The organism is Halomonas marinisediminis, from assembly GCF_004347715.1.
GTDB classification, from domain to species: Bacteria; Pseudomonadota; Gammaproteobacteria; order Pseudomonadales; family Halomonadaceae; genus Halomonas; species Halomonas icarae.
Window position 1 is genome coordinate 219,454 of sequence record NZ_SLTR01000002.1, and the last position, 13,803, is coordinate 233,256.

Consider the following 13,803-nt stretch of genomic DNA (forward strand, 5'->3'; position numbering starts at 1 on the left):
GTTGTGGGATAGTAACCTGTTGTGTGATTGCCAAACGGCCGTTCGTTGGAAGGTCGTATTGGCCCTGGCCGCGAAGCGCGCTAAGGTGCAGCCTCGGCCTTGCCAAGGCCGCTCAATCGCGTCTCGAACGCAACAATTTATCAATACGAATAACTCATCAATACCAAGAAGAGGGAACATCATGATGCGGCGTCGAATTCTCTCCGCGGTGCTGGGCTCCATGCTGGTGGCAGGGGTAGCACAGGCCGAGACCGTCAACCTGGGCATCACCCAGATCGTCGAACATCCGGCCCTGGATGCCAGCCGTCAGGGAGCGCTGGATGAGCTCGCCGAGCGCGGCTATGTGGAGGGCGATAACCTCGAGGTCGACTTCCAGAACGCCCAGGGCGACACCTCTATCGCCGCGCAGATCGCACGCAAGTTCGCCGGTGATCGCCCGGACCTGGTGCTGGCGATCAGCACGCCTTCGGCCCAGGCCGCGGCGTCGGCCCTGCAGGATGATACCCCCATCGTCTTCACCGCCGTCACCGACCCGCTGATCGCCAAGCTGGTAAGCGACATGGAGGCTCCCGGTGCCAACATCACCGGGGTGGTGGATGCCCCCCCCCTGCAGGCGCAGCTGCAGCTGATCCGCGACATGTTCCCCGAGGCCAAGCGGCTGGGGGTGGTCTATAACCCCGGTGAGGCAAACTCCGTCTCCCAGGCCGAGAAGCTCAATGCGATGGCGCCGGAGCTGGGATTCGAACTGGTCGAGGTGACCGCCTCGCGCACCTCCGAGGTGATGGGGGCCGCACGTAGCCTGGCCGGGCGTGCCGATGCCATCTACGTACCGGTGGACAACACCGTGGTCTCGGCCCTGGAGAGCGTACTCAAGGTCGGCTACGACGCCGATATCCCGGTATTTACCGGCGACAACTCCTCCGTCGAGCGTGGCGCCCTGGCCTCGCTGGGCTTCAGCTACTACGACATGGGACGCCAGACCGGCGCGATGATCGCTGACATCCTGGGTGGCGAGAAGGCCGGTGATCTGCCGGTAGGCACCGTCGAGAAGCTCGAGCTGATCCTGAACCGAGATGCCGCCGAGCAGATCGGCTACGAGATCCCGGCCGAGTTCGAGGAACAGGCGGTCGAGATCTTCGAGTAATGAGTCTTATAGCCTTTCTGGGGGCCATCGAACTTGGCCTCATCTTCGGTTTCGTGGCGTTAGGTGTCTATCTCTCCTTCCGCGTTCTGGACTTTCCCGACCTGACCGTCGACGGCAGCTTCCCACTGGGGGCTGCCGTGGCGGCGGTATGGATCGTGGGCGGCGGCAACCCCTGGGTGGGAACCGCCCTGGCGGTGGTCGCCGGTGCCATGGCCGGCACGGTGACCGCCTGGATGGCGGTGAAGCTCAAGATCCTCAATCTGCTGGCCTCGATCCTGTCGATGATCGCGCTCTATTCGATCAACCTGCGGGTGATGGGGCGACCCAATATCGCGCTGCTGACCGATGACACCATCTTCACGCCGCTGGAGTCGCTGCCGTTCAGTCGCTATGTCGTCTTTCCGCTGGCGATCCTCGTCGGCCTGGCGGTGGTGACGGTCCTGCTCAACCGCTTCCTCAACAGCGAGGTGGGGCTCGCCATGCGTGCCACCGGAGAGAACGCGCGCATGGCCTCGGGCAACGGCATCAACACCTCGGTGATGGTGCTCTCCGGCATGGCACTCTCCAACGCCCTGGTGGCGTTGGGAGGTGCGCTGTTTGCCCAGAGCCAGGGCAGCGCCGACGTGACCATGGGGGTGGGTACCATCGTGGTGGGTCTGGCGGCGGTCATCGGGGGGCAGTCGCTGATCCCCGGGCGCACCATCCTGATGGCTACCCTGGCATGCATCTTCGGCTCCATCCTCTATCGCCTGATGGTGGCGGTGGCGCTCAATGCCGACTTCATCGGCCTCAAGGCCCAGGATCTCAACCTGGTGACGGCCCTGCTGGTCGGCTTCGCGCTGGTGCTGCCGCGGTTCAAACGCAAGAGGCGTGTCGCATGATCGAACTTCAGGATATCCACGTCACCTTCAACCCCGGCACGCCGCTCGAGAATCATGTGCTCAAGGGGATCGATCTGGTCATCGACGAGGGCGAGTTCGTCACCGTGATCGGTGGCAATGGCGCGGGCAAGTCGACGCTGCTCAATGTACTGGCCGGGGAGGTCATCGCCCAACCGGGGCGGGTGCTGATCGGCGGACGCGACGTCACGCGGTTGTCGGCCTTCAAGCGTGCCGACCTGGTGGCGCGCGTCTACCAGGATCCGCTGGCCGGTACCTGCGGCACCCTGACCCTCGAGGAGAACATGGCGCTGGCCTTCGCTCGTGGGCGGCGCCGGCGACTGGGGCGTGCCCTGGACGGAGGCCTGCGCAGCCGCCTGCGCGACAACCTGGCGCGCCTGGGACTGGGGCTGGAGGATCGCCTCCACGACAGCATCGGCCTGCTCTCCGGCGGGCAGCGTCAGGCGGTCAGCCTGCTGATGGCGGCTCTGCAGCCCATGGAGATTCTGCTTCTCGACGAGCACACCGCGGCCCTGGATCCGAGAATCGCCAGCTTCGTGCTGGAGCTCTCCGCCGACATCATCCGCGAGCAGCGACTCACCGCGCTGATGGTCACCCACAGCATGCGCCAGGCGCTGGATGTAGGACACCGTACCATCATGATGGATCAGGGCGAGGTAGCCTTCGACGTCAAGGGCGAACAGCGGGCCGGGCTTCAGGTGCCCGACCTGCTCAAACTATTCGAGCGTGCCCGCGGTGAGCAGGTCGACGACGACTCGCTGCTGCTGGGGTGAGGGGAGGTGACATGCGTATCTATCACTCTGAAATGAGCAAGGCGCGTCGCGCCCGGACCGAGCTCGATGGCGGCCAGCTGGTGCCGCCCTGGGAGTGCCCTGAGCGGGTCGACATGATCCTCGCGGGCCTGCGCAAGGCGGGGTTCACCGAGATAGTCGAGCCGGCCGAGCATGGCCTGGCACCGGTGCTGGCGGTTCACGATGCCGACTATGTCGACTTTCTGGCGACCTGCTGGGACGACTGGCAGGCGCTGGGGCGCGAAGGGGAGGCGATCGCCTGGATCTGGCCGACTCGCACCATGCCGGGGCGGCGAATCCCCAGCTGTGTCGACGGGCGCCTGGGCCACTATGCCCTGGGGGCGGACACTTCGATCTGTGGCGGTACCTTCGAGGCGGCCCAGGCCAGCAAGGATGTGGCGCTCTCGGCCCTTGACCATGTGCTGGCCACAGGCGAGCCGGCCTTCGGCCTGTGTCGTCCGCCGGGGCATCATGCCGCCGTCGATCAGTTCGGTGGCTACTGCTTCTTCAACAATGCCGCGGTGGCCGCCCAGCGGGCGCTGGATGCGGGGTTGTCGCGAGTCGCCATTCTCGATGTGGACTTCCACCACGGCAACGGCACCCAGCAGATCTTCGAGCAGCGCAGCGATGTGCTGTTCGTGTCGATCCACGGCGACCCCATGACCTGCTTCCCCTACTTCATGGGCCACGCAGACGAAGTGGGGGAGGGTGAGGGGGCGGGCTATACCGTCAACTATCCTCTGCCGGAGGGCACGGGTGCCGAGGTATGGTTCCATGTGCTCGAGGCCGCCAAGGAGCGCATCCGTGAAACGGGCTGTGAGCTGCTGATCGTGTCGCTCGGGGTGGACACCTTCGAGGACGACCCGATCAGCGCCTTCAAGCTGAGCAGCGACGACTTCACCGAGATGGGACGCCGCCTGGGGGCCCTGGGATTGCCGACCCTGTTGTTGATGGAGGGCGGTTATGCGGTGGAGGAGATCGGTGTCAATGTGGCCAATGTGCTGAGTGGCATGACGTCCGGGGTTGTCGAGCGGGGTTAAGCCCGCTCGGTCTGTGTCTGCCGGCCGTGCTGGCGCTGCTGGACCTGCATGGCGTCCATGCGTGACTTGAGGGCGCTCTGGGTGGCCTGCAGCGCCTCGGCCCGTATTTCCGCCTTGGTGGCGCGTTGCAGGGCCTCCTGGGCATGCTTCTGGGCCTCCTGCCTGGAGCGCTCCACGGCATCCAGGCGCGCCTTCTGCTCGGCGCGCATCTCGGTGATCTCCTGGCGCTGGCGGGCACGCTCCTCCTGCATCTCCTGCTTGAGCTGCACGATCTGTTCAGTCTTTTCACGTGCCTGCTCGAGGGCGCCATCGCGCTGGCTTTCGGCCACCGCCTGGGCGCGCTCTGCCTTGATGCACTCTTCCTCGCTGGCGCGGGCCCCGCGTTCGGTGGTCAGGCGTGCCTGCTGTGCCTCCTCCAGCTGTTCACGCAGCAGGGCCACCTGCTGGCGCTGCTCGGCGAGTGTCTGCTGGGCCTTATGGGCCAGCTGCCGTTCACGTTCCAGCTCGTCGCGCAGGCGGTCACGCTCGGCCAGCAGGGTGTTGGCGCGCTCATCGGCCATCTGCCTGGCGCGCTCGGTGGCCTCGAGTTGTTGCGTCAGTTCGTAGTTACGCCTTTCGATGGCCTCGCCGGCCTCGGCCAGGGTCGTGGCGTCGGCGCGTGCCTCATCGGCCAGGCGTCGACCCTCGCTCAGCCCGGTGTTGGCATGGGTCGCCAACTCGCGCTCCAGGGCGTCGATCAATGCCGCGGGGAGACGTGGCACCGAGGGTTCGGGCACGCTACGGGTATCACGCCAGGCGCTGAGGTGGCGCTGGACGATATTGGGCGAGCCGGTGCCGAGCAGCTCCAGCACCCGTTGCAGGGTGGGGTCGGCGCCGCGATGCTCGAGGTTTTCGGCCGCGGCGGCGACCTGCTCGTAGGTAAGCGATGAGGTGGTGTGTACGCTATCGCGAGATGGGTTCATGGCATCGTCGTCCCTGTAATGATCCATGAGGGCCACACTAGCACAGCCCCACGGCTCCGGGCAGCCCGGCTCGCTTTCCGCGACGCCCCCTGGGCGCTAGAATGAGCGCTTCATGCCGGCGCTGCCGGCCTCCGTTTTCCCGCAAGGATATCGCGCCGCATGAGCTATCAGGTTCTGGCCCGCAAGTGGCGACCGCGCACCTTCCATGAACTGGTCGGTCAGGAACATGTCCAGCGTGCGCTGGTCAATGCGCTGGATCAGGGACGGCTGCACCACGCCTACCTGTTTACCGGCACCCGCGGTGTGGGCAAGACCACCCTGGCGCGAATACTCGCCAAGTGTCTCAACTGTACCGCCGGCGGTCGAGGTGACGAGGGGGTGACGTCCACCCCCTGTGGCGAGTGCGACAGCTGTCTGGCCATCGACGAGGGTCGCTTCGTCGACCTGATCGAGGTGGATGCCGCCTCGCGTACCAAGGTGGAGGACACCCGCGAGCTGCTCGATAACGTGCAGTATGCGCCGACTCAGGGACGCTACAAGGTCTACCTGATCGATGAGGTGCACATGCTCTCCACCAGCAGTTTCAACGCACTGCTCAAGACGCTGGAGGAGCCGCCGCCCCATGTGAAGTTCCTGCTGGCCACCACCGATCCGCAGAAGCTGCCTCCCACGGTGCTGTCACGCTGCCTGCAGTTTACCCTCAAGCATATGCCCCCGGAGCGAATCGTCGACCACCTCGGCAAGGTGCTCGCGGCCGAGTCGGTGCCTTTCGAGGAGAGCGCCCTGTGGTTGCTCGGGCGGGCCGCCGAGGGGTCCATGCGTGATGCCATGAGCCTGACCGACCAGGCCATCGCCTTCGGTCAGGGGCGGGTCGAGCATGCCGACGTGGCAGCCATGCTGGGCACCCTGGATCAGCATCATGTGCTGGCCCTGGTCGAGGCGCTGGCCGATGTGGATGCCGCTCGACTGCTCGCCGAAGTGGGCAACCTGGCCGAGCATGCCCCGGACTTCGCCGGCGTGCTCGACGAGGTGACCGGCGTGCTGCATCGGCTGGCCATCGCCCAGATGGTGCCCGAGGCCCTGGACAATGCCCAGGGCGATCGCGAGGCGCTGCTGGCTCTCGCCTCGCGGTTTACCGCCGAGGATGTGCAGCTCTATTACCAGATCGGCATCCAGGGGCGTGGCGACATGGCCAGTGCGCCTGATCTACGCACCGCGCTGGAGATGACCCTGCTGCGCATGCTGGCCTTCCGTCCCCAGGGCGTGCCGAGGCCGGCGACGACGCCCCTGCCGCTGCGTGGCAACTCCGAGGGTGGCACGCCCCAGGGGAGCGACGCCCCACCTGCCGGTAGTCAGGAGGGCGGGGGCAAGTCCGAGGCGCCTCGCCATCCCTCGCCATCGAGTGAGCCTCCTGCCGAGTCGACGGCGCCACCGCCGCCATGGGTCGAGGCAGAGCCCGCGCCTGAACCGGAATTCCCTGCTGCATCGCAGGCGCCGTCACCGGCTGAGTTCGCAGCGACACCTCACTCCTTGGGGGAGGAAAGGCCGTCTGAGGTCTCGCGGCCGGCCGAATCCCACTCGATGGCACAGGAAGCGCCCCCATCAGGCGATGCGGAGCCGGAACCGGAGCCGGTCTCGGTTCCCGTTGCCGAGAAACCCGACTCGGTAGCGGTGTCAAACGAGGAACCCGCCCCGGCAGTGGTGTCAGACGAGACGAATGGTCATTTCAGCCACTCGGACTGGTTGGCGTGCTTCGAGACGCTGGGTCTGGGGGGGCTGACACGCAATCTGGCCGCTGGCTGTGTGGTGGAGAAGGATGATGGCGAGCGGCTGTGGCTGCGCCTCGATCCGACGCTCTCCGCCATGCGCGCCGAGATCCATATCGAGCGTATGCAGCAGGCCCTGGCCGAGTACGGCATCACGCGGCGGCTGGAGGTCGAGGAGGGCGAGATCCCGGCGAGTGTCGAGACTCCTCGTCAGCAGGCCGAGCGTCTGGCCGCGCAGCGCCACGCCAGGGCGGTTGAGGCGCTGGGGAGTGATCCCCATGTACAGCAGCTGCAGCGGGTCTTCGGAGCCCGCCTGATCGAGTCCACGGTGAAACCCGCCGGCGACCTAAACTAGACGACTATTTACATCACTAGATGACAAGAGAGGACACACCATGTTCAACAAGGGTGGAATGGGCAACATCATGAAGCAGGCCCAGGAGATGCAGGAGAAGATGCAGCGGGTCCAGGAGGAGATCGCTCGTGCCGAGGTGCTGGGGGAGGCGGGCGCGGGCATGGTCAAGGTCACCATGAACGGCCGCCATGACGTCAGCAAGGTGGATATCGATCCCAGCGTCATGGAAGAGGACAAGGAGCTGCTGGAGGATCTGCTGGCCGCTGCGGTGAATGATGCCGTTCGCAAGGTCGAGGCCAACTCCAAGGCCAAGATGTCCGAAGTCACCGATGGCATGAATCTGCCGGCCGGTTTCAAGATGCCGTTCTGATGAGCTTCTCCCCCCTCATCGAGCAACTGATGGAGTCGCTGCGGGTGCTGCCCGGCGTGGGGCCCAAGACCGCCCAACGCATGGCCATGCACCTGCTGGAACGCGATCGCGACGGCGGTCGGCGGCTCTCCTCGGTGCTCGACGACGCCCTGGCACGAGTCGGCTACTGCCGGCGCTGTCGAACGCTCACCGAGGAGGATGTGTGCCAGCTGTGTGCGAGTCCACGACGTGACGACGACCTGCTCTGCGTGGTGGAGTCGCCCGCCGACCAGCTCGCCATCGAGGAAGCCGGCGGCTATCGCGGCCGCTACTTCGTGTTGCATGGCCACCTTTCGCCTCTGGACGGCATCGGTCCCGAGGATCTGGGGCTCGACCGGCTCCTGGCCAGAGTCGGCGAGGAGGGGGTCGAGGAGGTTATCCTGGCCACCAACCCCACGGTCGAGGGGGAGGCCACGGCCCACTATATCGCCGCGCAACTCACCGCCCACGGGGTTCGCCTGTCGCGCCTCGCGTACGGCGTGCCCATGGGCGGCGAGCTGGAGTATGTCGACGGTGGCACCCTGAGTCGCGCCTTCAATGGTCGCCTGCCGTTCCGGAGCGAGTGAGCCTGCGCTCGGTTGCTCCACCCCATTCAACACTGCCGGAACCCTGATGCCCCTGACCCCCGAGATACACTGGATCGATACCCCCGAGGCGCTGGATGCCGCCTGTGAGGCGGTGAGTAATGACGATGTCATCGCCCTGGATACCGAGTTCTTTCGCGAGAACACCTTCTACCCGGTGCCGGCTCTGATTCAATTTTCCGCCGGCGGCGTGGCCTGGCTGGTGGATCCCCAGGCCGTGACATGTACCGCCGCCTTCCAGCGTCTGCTGGCCGAAGGGCCGCTCAAGCTGCTGCACGCCGCCAGCGAGGACCTGGAGGTCTTCACGCACTGGGCCGGTGTGACACCTCGCCCGCTGGTGGATACCCAGGTCGCCCAAGGCCTGCTGGGCGACAACCCCGGCATGGGCTATCAGAAGCTGGTGGAGCATTGGGTCGGCGAGACCCTGCCCAAGGACGAGACCCGCTCCGATTGGCTGGTACGTCCGCTATCGGAAACCCAGCTGCAGTATGCCGCCCTGGATGTGGTCTATCTGGTGCAGGTATGGGAGCAGCAGCGCCTCGAGCTCGAGCGGCTGGGGCGTAGCGAGTGGCTTCAGGCCGATGGTGAGGCGATGCTGGCCCAGGCCGAGCGCAGCGTCGAGGCCGATGGGCAGTGGTATCTACGCCAGCGTCAGCTGTGGCGCCTGGCGCCGCGCCAGATCGAGGCCTACCGGCGGATGACCATCTGGCGCGAAGGCGAGGCCCGCGCTCGCAACCTGCCGAGGGGCTGGCTGGTGCATGATCGAGTATTGTTCGCGATTGCCGAGGCGATGCCCCGGAATCGCCATGAACTGGCGCGGATCGAAGGTGTCAAGCCGAGTCTGGTCAAGCGCGACGGCGACACCCTGCTGGCACTGGTGGCCGAGGCGCAGCACCTTGATGAGACCGAGCTCCCCGGCGAGCTGCCATCGCCCATGGAGCCCGAGTTCAAGCGTGGCATCAAGACGCTGAAGAGGGTGGTGAATGCCGAGGCCGAGGCGCTGGGTGTTGCCCCGGAGGTACTGATGCGTCGCCGCGACCTGGAGGCCCTGCTGGTGGCCCATCTGGAAAAGCGTGACCCGCCGCTGCCGACGGGGTGGCGCGGTGAACGCCTGAACACGGGGCTGATAAAGGCCCTGGAGGAACTACCGAGATGAGTGATGACCGGATGTCCGGCAACCGCCTGCTGTGCCAGGTATTCAAGAGTTCGCGCAAGGATGAGATGTATCTCTATGTCGACAAGCGCGAGGGCACGCAGCGCGTTCCTGCTCCCCTGCTAGAGCGTTTCGGCAAGCCGGTACCGGCCATGACGCTGATCCTCAGCCCCGAGAAACGGCTGGGGCGCGCCAGTGCCGTGGAGGTGATGCAGGCGATCCGTGATAACGGCTTCTATCTGCAGTTGCCCCCGGCCAAGGAGGAGTATCTGCTGGATCTATATCGCACCCCAACTCAGGCGCGTTACTGACCCAATGTGCCCGGCATCGGCCGCGATAAACAGTGTCGCGCCCGACGACGCACAAACTCCGTTCAACCCAGGGGCGCCGGGGGCAGGCCGAAGAGGAGGTCCTACGCCAGGGAAGGCGTCGGTAGCGTACAGGGAGGTATTCACAGCGCCTCCTCGCAGGCCAGCCGCCGGTTCAGCCCCGAGATGCCTGCTGTTCAGCAGGAAGACTGGAAGGTGCCATGCGAGAACGTTTCTGGGAGCACTACCCCCTCGAAGAGCTGACCGCCGAGGAGTGGGAGGCGCTCTGCGACGGGTGCGGTCAGTGCTGCCTGCTCAAGTTCCAGGATGACGAGACCGGCGAGCTGGCGGTACTCAACCTGGCCTGCGAGCTGCTGGATATCCAGAGCTGTCGCTGCAGCGACTATCCCAACCGCCTGGAGCGAGTGCCGGAGTGCACCCAGCTGACGCCGGAGCGAGTGGACGAGTTTCGCTGGTTACCGCGCTCCTGTGCCTATCGGCGGGTCGCCGAGGGCCGCAAGCTGGCCGCCTGGCATCCGCTGCTCAGCGGAGATCCGGAGCGCGTTCATCGCAAGGGCGTCAGCGTTCGCAACTTTGCGGTCAGCAGCAGAGGTGTCCCCGAGGAGCACTACGAGGACCATATCATCGCGATCCTGCCCATCGATGGTTGATATCGCCAACCCTTCACCACGATACCGTCATCACACTATGCCTGCGACGCCTCGCCGATGGGCGTTCAGGCCCCGTCACCTTGCACCCTCGATTTATGCGCTCGTTATATGGCGGCGACCACCGCCGGGAACTATCCTTGATATGTGTAACAGTTTGTTTTAGGCATGGGCATATTTGCCCAACGCATGACGCCGCTTATTGAGAGGTGCGGGGTCGGGGGGATCGAACATGAAAGGTTTCAGGAAACTAGCGTTGGTCATGGCGGTGGGTGCCCTGGCCTCGTCCGGCGTTGCGGCGCAATCCTCTTCGTGGAGCGGCGATCCGCTTAGTGATGATGAGATGGCGGAGATGTTCAATGACCTCATGAACGAGGGCCGCGTGCTCGACAACCAGGAGATGGCGCAGCTGCAGTCGTGGCTGCCGACGCGGTTAAGCCCCGAGCAGTTGTTGCTGCTCTACCCGCCGAGCGCTGGAGACCAGGAAACGGATATGTCTGGCGCTCGCGACGGAGGTGAGGGCGTGTTGGTTGCCAGCAACGACGGCAGCGACGATGGAGCGGATGACGGCTCCGATGACGGAACGGATGATGGCTCCGATGACGGAACGGACGACGGCTCCGACGATGGAACGGACGACGGCTCCGATGATGGAGCGGACGACGGCTCCGATGATGGAACGGACGATGGCTCCGATGATGGAACGGACGATGGCTCCGATGATGGATCGGACGACGGCTCCGATGATGGAACGGATGACGGCGGTGGCGAAGGTGGCGGCTCCGGTGGGGGCGGCTCGGGGGGGGGTGAAGGTGGCGGTTCCGGCGGCGGCTCCGGTGGAGGTGGCTCGGGGGGTGGTGAAGGTGGCGGTTCCGGCGGTGGCTCGGGTGGCGGTTCCGGTGGCGGTTCCGGCGGTGGTTCCGGCGGTGGCTCGGGTGGTGGTTCCGGCGGCGGCTCGGGTGGTGGTTCCGGCGGCGGCTCGGGTGGCGGTTCCGGCGGTGGCTCGGGTGGTGGTTCCGGCGGTGGCTCGGGTGGTCGTTGACACCGCGCCATGCACTTTATGCGCATGTCACAGGGGCCCGGTTTCGGCCGGGTCCCTGCCGTCAGGGCGCTGTCATCAAGCATCAAGACATCATGCCTCCTGATCTGCCAGACCCAGCGCCCAGAGGATAAAGGCGTCCTGGCGGGCGCCGTCGTGCCACGCCTTGAAGCGTCCGGAAGCCCCACCGTGGCCGGCGGCCATATCGGAACGCAGTAGCACCGGCCCGCGAGCGCTGCCCAGCTCGGTGAGTCGGGCATAGAGCTTGGCCGGTTCCCAGTAGGGTACCCGAGTGTCGTGCCAGCTGCCCTGCAGGAACAGTGCGGGGTAAGGGGCCGCCTCCAGATTGTCCAACGGTGAATAGTCGGCAATACGTCGACGGACAGCGGCTTCGGCGGGGTTGCCCCACTCGGTGTATTCGGCGGTGGTCAATGGCAGGTCGGGGTTTTCCATGGTGCGCAGTACATCCACGAAGGGTACATCGAGCACCGCCGCACAGAACGCCTGCGGCGCCAGGTTGAGGCTGGCACCCACCAGCAGGCCGCCGGCGCTGGCACCGTAGGCGGCGATACGCTCACCGTCGCTGATACCGTGCTCCACCAGGGCGTCGCGTGATGCCAGAAAGTCGTGGAAGCTGTTGGCCTTGTGTGCCAGCTTGCCGGCCAGGTACCAGGGTTCACCGCGGTCACCGCCGCCTCTGACATGGGCCACGGCGAAGGCCACGCCACGAGAGAGTAGCTCCAGGCGGGCCACCGAGAACCAGGGGTCGAGTACCTCACCATAGGCGCCATAGCCGTAGAGCAGAGTCGGCAGAGTGTGACCGACCCGATCGGCGCGCATTACCACCGAGATGGGAATACGTTCACCATCGTGTGAGGTGGCCCATAGTCGCTCACAGGCGAGTTGTTCGGGTTTGAGGTCGCCATGAACCGGCTGCTGCTTGAGCAGGCGACGCTCGCCGCTGTCGAGGTCGTACTCCACCCAGCTTGCCGGCAATACAAAGGACTCTTCGACCAGACGCAGTCGGCGACTGTCGAAATGGGGCGTGTCGCCCAGCGCTTGACTGCAAGGTGTCTCCGGTAGCGGGAGGCGCTCGTCTCGGGTAACGACATGCTCGGGGTCGAACTCCAGGACCCTCAGGTGTACCTGGGCCTCGTTATGGTCGCGCTCGGTGGTCACGACTCCCCAGCAGAAGGCATCGACTCCCTCCAGAGTGTAATGGTCGCGATGGGGAATCAGCGGTTGCCAGTGCTCGGCATCGGCGGCCATCTCAAGAGATGATTCAGCCAGTCGGTCGAGCCGAAAGTGGGGGGCACCGCGGTTGTGCAGCAGGTAGAAGTAGCCGGGGCGGTGGTCCAGCGCGACTTCCACGCCGCTCTCGCGGGGGCGCAAGCAGCGCGGTGGGGTGGCCGGCGCCCGAGCCGGTATCAGGTGGCACTCGCTGGTATCCTTGGAGGCGCTCTCGAGCACCAGCCACTCCCGGGAGCGTGTCTTGCCCAGTCCCAGCCAGAACTCGGGGTCCTCCTCGCGCAGGACCAGAATCGGCTCGTCAGCCACCCCCTCGTGCAACCCCAGGCGCCATACGCTCTCGGGACGTTGAGTGGCATCATAGCGGGTGAACAGCAGGGTGGCGTTGTCCTCTGCCCAACTCAGCTCGGCGCCGATGTTCTCCAGCAGGTGGACGGGTTCTCCATCAGGGAGCCGCACCAGAAGGAGGTCGAATCTCTCATCACCGGTGGTGTCTTCGGTCCAGGCCAGCCAGCGTTCGTCCGGCGAGAGGGCCATATCGCCGAGCTCCAGAAAATCGTGGGCCGCGGCACGTGCCTCAAGATCAAGGAAGGGTGTGGCGCGATCGGGTTCTTCGTTGGGATGTCGCCACCATACAGGGTAGTCGGCGTCGGCCGCGGTCTCGCTCCAGTAGGTATAGTGGTCCAGCGGGGTGCGCAGACCATGCACGGCAAGCTCGCGACGTGCGAGATGGCCGTGGTAGAGCCGTTCGACCAGCGGCTCCAGGGGGCTAAACCAGGCATCACACTCGGCATTGGCGGCCTCCAGGAAGTCGGTGACCCCCGAGTCCTCGCGCTGCTCAAGCCAGTGCCACTCGGGGTCTTCTGGGCGGCGGAAGCGGGCGACGGGAGAAGCAGAGGAGTGCTCAGGGCGCTGTGGCGGCTGTGCTTTCATGGCGCGGGATGTACCATACTCGGATAAGTGAAAAGTGAGGTGGCAATGCCTATTACCGAATCGATGAGCCTACTATGGCTGAGCTACGGCGTCTTGTCGCTGGTGATATTGCTCACCGGTTATCTGGGGCTGGCCTTCCTGCCACGATTGTTGAGATTGCCAATCACCTGGCTGGTGGCGGGTGTCATGTGGATGCCCGCGCGTTTTCAACTCCCGCTGCTTGAAGATGGGGATGTCTACACCGGCTTTGCACCGGCAGTTGTCGTGGCCGCGGTTGCCTTTCTCGAGCGCAACGCCGACGCGTTGATGCCGGCCCTTGTCCTGACGCTGCTGGGTGCGGGGTTGGGGGCGCTCTTCGGACTGCTGCTGTGGTGGCGTGGCAGGGGCCCCAGCAAGTCGGTTTCCCCGGGAGAGCCTGAGAATGGCGCTGGTGTCGGTCCGCGTGGTGCCGTACGGCGAGAGCCGGTGGTCGGCCAGGGGTGACCGAACCAGGGGTAAGCGAAT

The 13,803-nt window shown here is 65.5% G+C and carries 14 protein-coding genes; 12 read left to right on the forward strand and 2 right to left on the reverse strand.

Features of this window, described 5'->3' with window-relative positions; all coding sequences use genetic code 11:
* Positions 1–181 precede the first annotated feature (181 nt).
* The 4 genes from E0702_RS02810 to E0702_RS02825 are packed head-to-tail and all read left to right on the forward strand — an operon-like array spanning position 182 to position 3,874.
* The gene (locus tag E0702_RS02810) at positions 182–1,144 is read left to right on the forward strand and encodes an ABC transporter substrate-binding protein (RefSeq protein WP_237561895.1); all 963 of its coding nucleotides are present in this window, start codon (positions 182–184) and stop codon (positions 1,142–1,144) included.
* The gene (locus E0702_RS02815) at positions 1,144–2,025 is read left to right on the forward strand and encodes an ABC transporter permease (RefSeq protein WP_132041435.1); all 882 of its coding nucleotides are present in this window, start codon (positions 1,144–1,146) and stop codon (positions 2,023–2,025) included. The genes E0702_RS02810 and E0702_RS02815 overlap by 1 nt, the downstream gene beginning before the upstream one ends.
* The gene (locus tag E0702_RS02820; RefSeq protein WP_132041436.1) at positions 2,022–2,816 is read left to right on the forward strand and encodes an ABC transporter ATP-binding protein; all 795 of its coding nucleotides are present in this window, start codon (positions 2,022–2,024) and stop codon (positions 2,814–2,816) included. The genes E0702_RS02815 and E0702_RS02820 overlap by 4 nt, the downstream gene beginning before the upstream one ends.
* A gap of 11 nt (positions 2,817–2,827) precedes the next feature.
* Entirely contained in the window at positions 2,828–3,874 is a 1,047-nt protein-coding gene (locus E0702_RS02825; protein WP_132041437.1) for a histone deacetylase family protein, read from the forward strand.
* On the opposite strand, the gene E0702_RS02830 is transcribed toward E0702_RS02825, so the two are convergent.
* Entirely contained in the window at positions 3,871–4,836 is a 966-nt protein-coding gene (locus E0702_RS02830; protein WP_165927465.1) for a DNA-binding protein, read from the reverse strand. The two genes, E0702_RS02825 and E0702_RS02830, sit on opposite strands and share 4 nt — an antisense overlap.
* Positions 4,837–4,995: 159 nt before the next feature.
* On the opposite strand from E0702_RS02830, the gene dnaX reads away from it, so the two are divergent.
* From dnaX to E0702_RS19530, 7 genes are all read left to right on the forward strand, one after another.
* Entirely contained in the window at positions 4,996–6,957 is a 1,962-nt protein-coding gene (gene dnaX / locus E0702_RS02835) for a DNA polymerase III subunit gamma/tau (protein WP_132041439.1), read from the forward strand.
* Between the two features lie 40 nt (positions 6,958–6,997).
* Positions 6,998–7,327 carry a YbaB/EbfC family nucleoid-associated protein gene (locus E0702_RS02840; RefSeq protein ID WP_132041440.1) on the forward strand — a complete coding sequence of 110 codons (330 nt, stop codon included), beginning with the start codon at positions 6,998–7,000 and terminating at the stop codon, positions 7,325–7,327.
* Entirely contained in the window at positions 7,327–7,932 is a 606-nt protein-coding gene (recR, locus tag E0702_RS02845; protein WP_132041441.1) for a recombination mediator RecR, read from the forward strand. Before E0702_RS02840 ends, recR begins: the two co-directional genes overlap by 1 nt.
* A 46-nt stretch (positions 7,933–7,978) precedes the next feature.
* Positions 7,979–9,106 carry a ribonuclease D gene (gene rnd / locus E0702_RS02850; protein ID WP_132041442.1) on the forward strand — a complete coding sequence of 376 codons (1,128 nt, stop codon included), beginning with the start codon at positions 7,979–7,981 and terminating at the stop codon, positions 9,104–9,106.
* Positions 9,103–9,414, forward strand: a complete 312-nt coding sequence (locus tag E0702_RS02855; protein WP_132041443.1) for a YcgL domain-containing protein — start codon at positions 9,103–9,105, stop codon at positions 9,412–9,414. The genes rnd and E0702_RS02855 overlap by 4 nt, the downstream gene beginning before the upstream one ends.
* 218 nt (positions 9,415–9,632) lie before the next feature.
* Positions 9,633–10,082, forward strand: coding sequence for a YcgN family cysteine cluster protein (locus E0702_RS02860; RefSeq protein ID WP_202597140.1), 450 nt, complete (start codon positions 9,633–9,635; stop codon positions 10,080–10,082).
* A 229-nt stretch (positions 10,083–10,311) separates the two neighbouring features.
* Positions 10,312–11,121 (forward strand): hypothetical protein, encoded by an 810-nt coding sequence (locus tag E0702_RS19530; RefSeq protein WP_132041445.1) that lies wholly within the window; start codon positions 10,312–10,314, stop codon positions 11,119–11,121.
* A 90-nt stretch (positions 11,122–11,211) separates the two neighbouring features.
* Here the strand turns inward: E0702_RS19530 and E0702_RS02870 are convergent, their stop codons facing one another.
* Positions 11,212–13,299: a S9 family peptidase gene (locus tag E0702_RS02870; protein WP_132041446.1), complete on the reverse strand. Its 2,088-nt coding sequence runs from the start codon at positions 13,297–13,299 to the stop codon at positions 11,212–11,214.
* 45 nt (positions 13,300–13,344) lie between these two features.
* On the opposite strand from E0702_RS02870, the gene E0702_RS02875 reads away from it, so the two are divergent.
* Positions 13,345–13,782, forward strand: coding sequence for a hypothetical protein (locus E0702_RS02875; RefSeq protein ID WP_132041447.1), 438 nt, complete (start codon positions 13,345–13,347; stop codon positions 13,780–13,782).
* The last annotated feature ends 21 nt before the right edge of the window (positions 13,783–13,803 follow it).

Bases quoted from the DNA above. Each gene is read 5' to 3' on its own strand.
- E0702_RS02830 (WP_165927465.1), bottom strand. From the start codon at position 4,836: ATGAACCCATCTCGCGATAGCGTACACACCACCTCATCGCTTACCTAC.
- E0702_RS02810 (WP_237561895.1), top strand. From the start codon at position 182: ATGATGCGGCGTCGAATTCTCTCCGCGGTGCTGGGCTCCATGCTGGTG.
- dnaX (WP_132041439.1), top strand. From the start codon at position 4,996: ATGAGCTATCAGGTTCTGGCCCGCAAGTGGCGACCGCGCACCTTCCAT.
- E0702_RS19530 (WP_132041445.1), top strand. From the start codon at position 10,312: ATGAAAGGTTTCAGGAAACTAGCGTTGGTCATGGCGGTGGGTGCCCTG.
- recR (WP_132041441.1), top strand. From the start codon at position 7,327: ATGAGCTTCTCCCCCCTCATCGAGCAACTGATGGAGTCGCTGCGGGTG.
- E0702_RS02820 (WP_132041436.1), top strand. From the start codon at position 2,022: ATGATCGAACTTCAGGATATCCACGTCACCTTCAACCCCGGCACGCCG.
- E0702_RS02875 (WP_132041447.1), top strand. From the start codon at position 13,345: ATGCCTATTACCGAATCGATGAGCCTACTATGGCTGAGCTACGGCGTC.
- E0702_RS02860 (WP_202597140.1), top strand. From the start codon at position 9,633: ATGCGAGAACGTTTCTGGGAGCACTACCCCCTCGAAGAGCTGACCGCC.
- E0702_RS02825 (WP_132041437.1), top strand. From the start codon at position 2,828: ATGCGTATCTATCACTCTGAAATGAGCAAGGCGCGTCGCGCCCGGACC.
- rnd (WP_132041442.1), top strand. From the start codon at position 7,979: ATGCCCCTGACCCCCGAGATACACTGGATCGATACCCCCGAGGCGCTG.
- E0702_RS02870 (WP_132041446.1), bottom strand. From the start codon at position 13,299: ATGAAAGCACAGCCGCCACAGCGCCCTGAGCACTCCTCTGCTTCTCCC.
- E0702_RS02815 (WP_132041435.1), top strand. From the start codon at position 1,144: ATGAGTCTTATAGCCTTTCTGGGGGCCATCGAACTTGGCCTCATCTTC.
- E0702_RS02855 (WP_132041443.1), top strand. From the start codon at position 9,103: ATGAGTGATGACCGGATGTCCGGCAACCGCCTGCTGTGCCAGGTATTC.
- E0702_RS02840 (WP_132041440.1), top strand. From the start codon at position 6,998: ATGTTCAACAAGGGTGGAATGGGCAACATCATGAAGCAGGCCCAGGAG.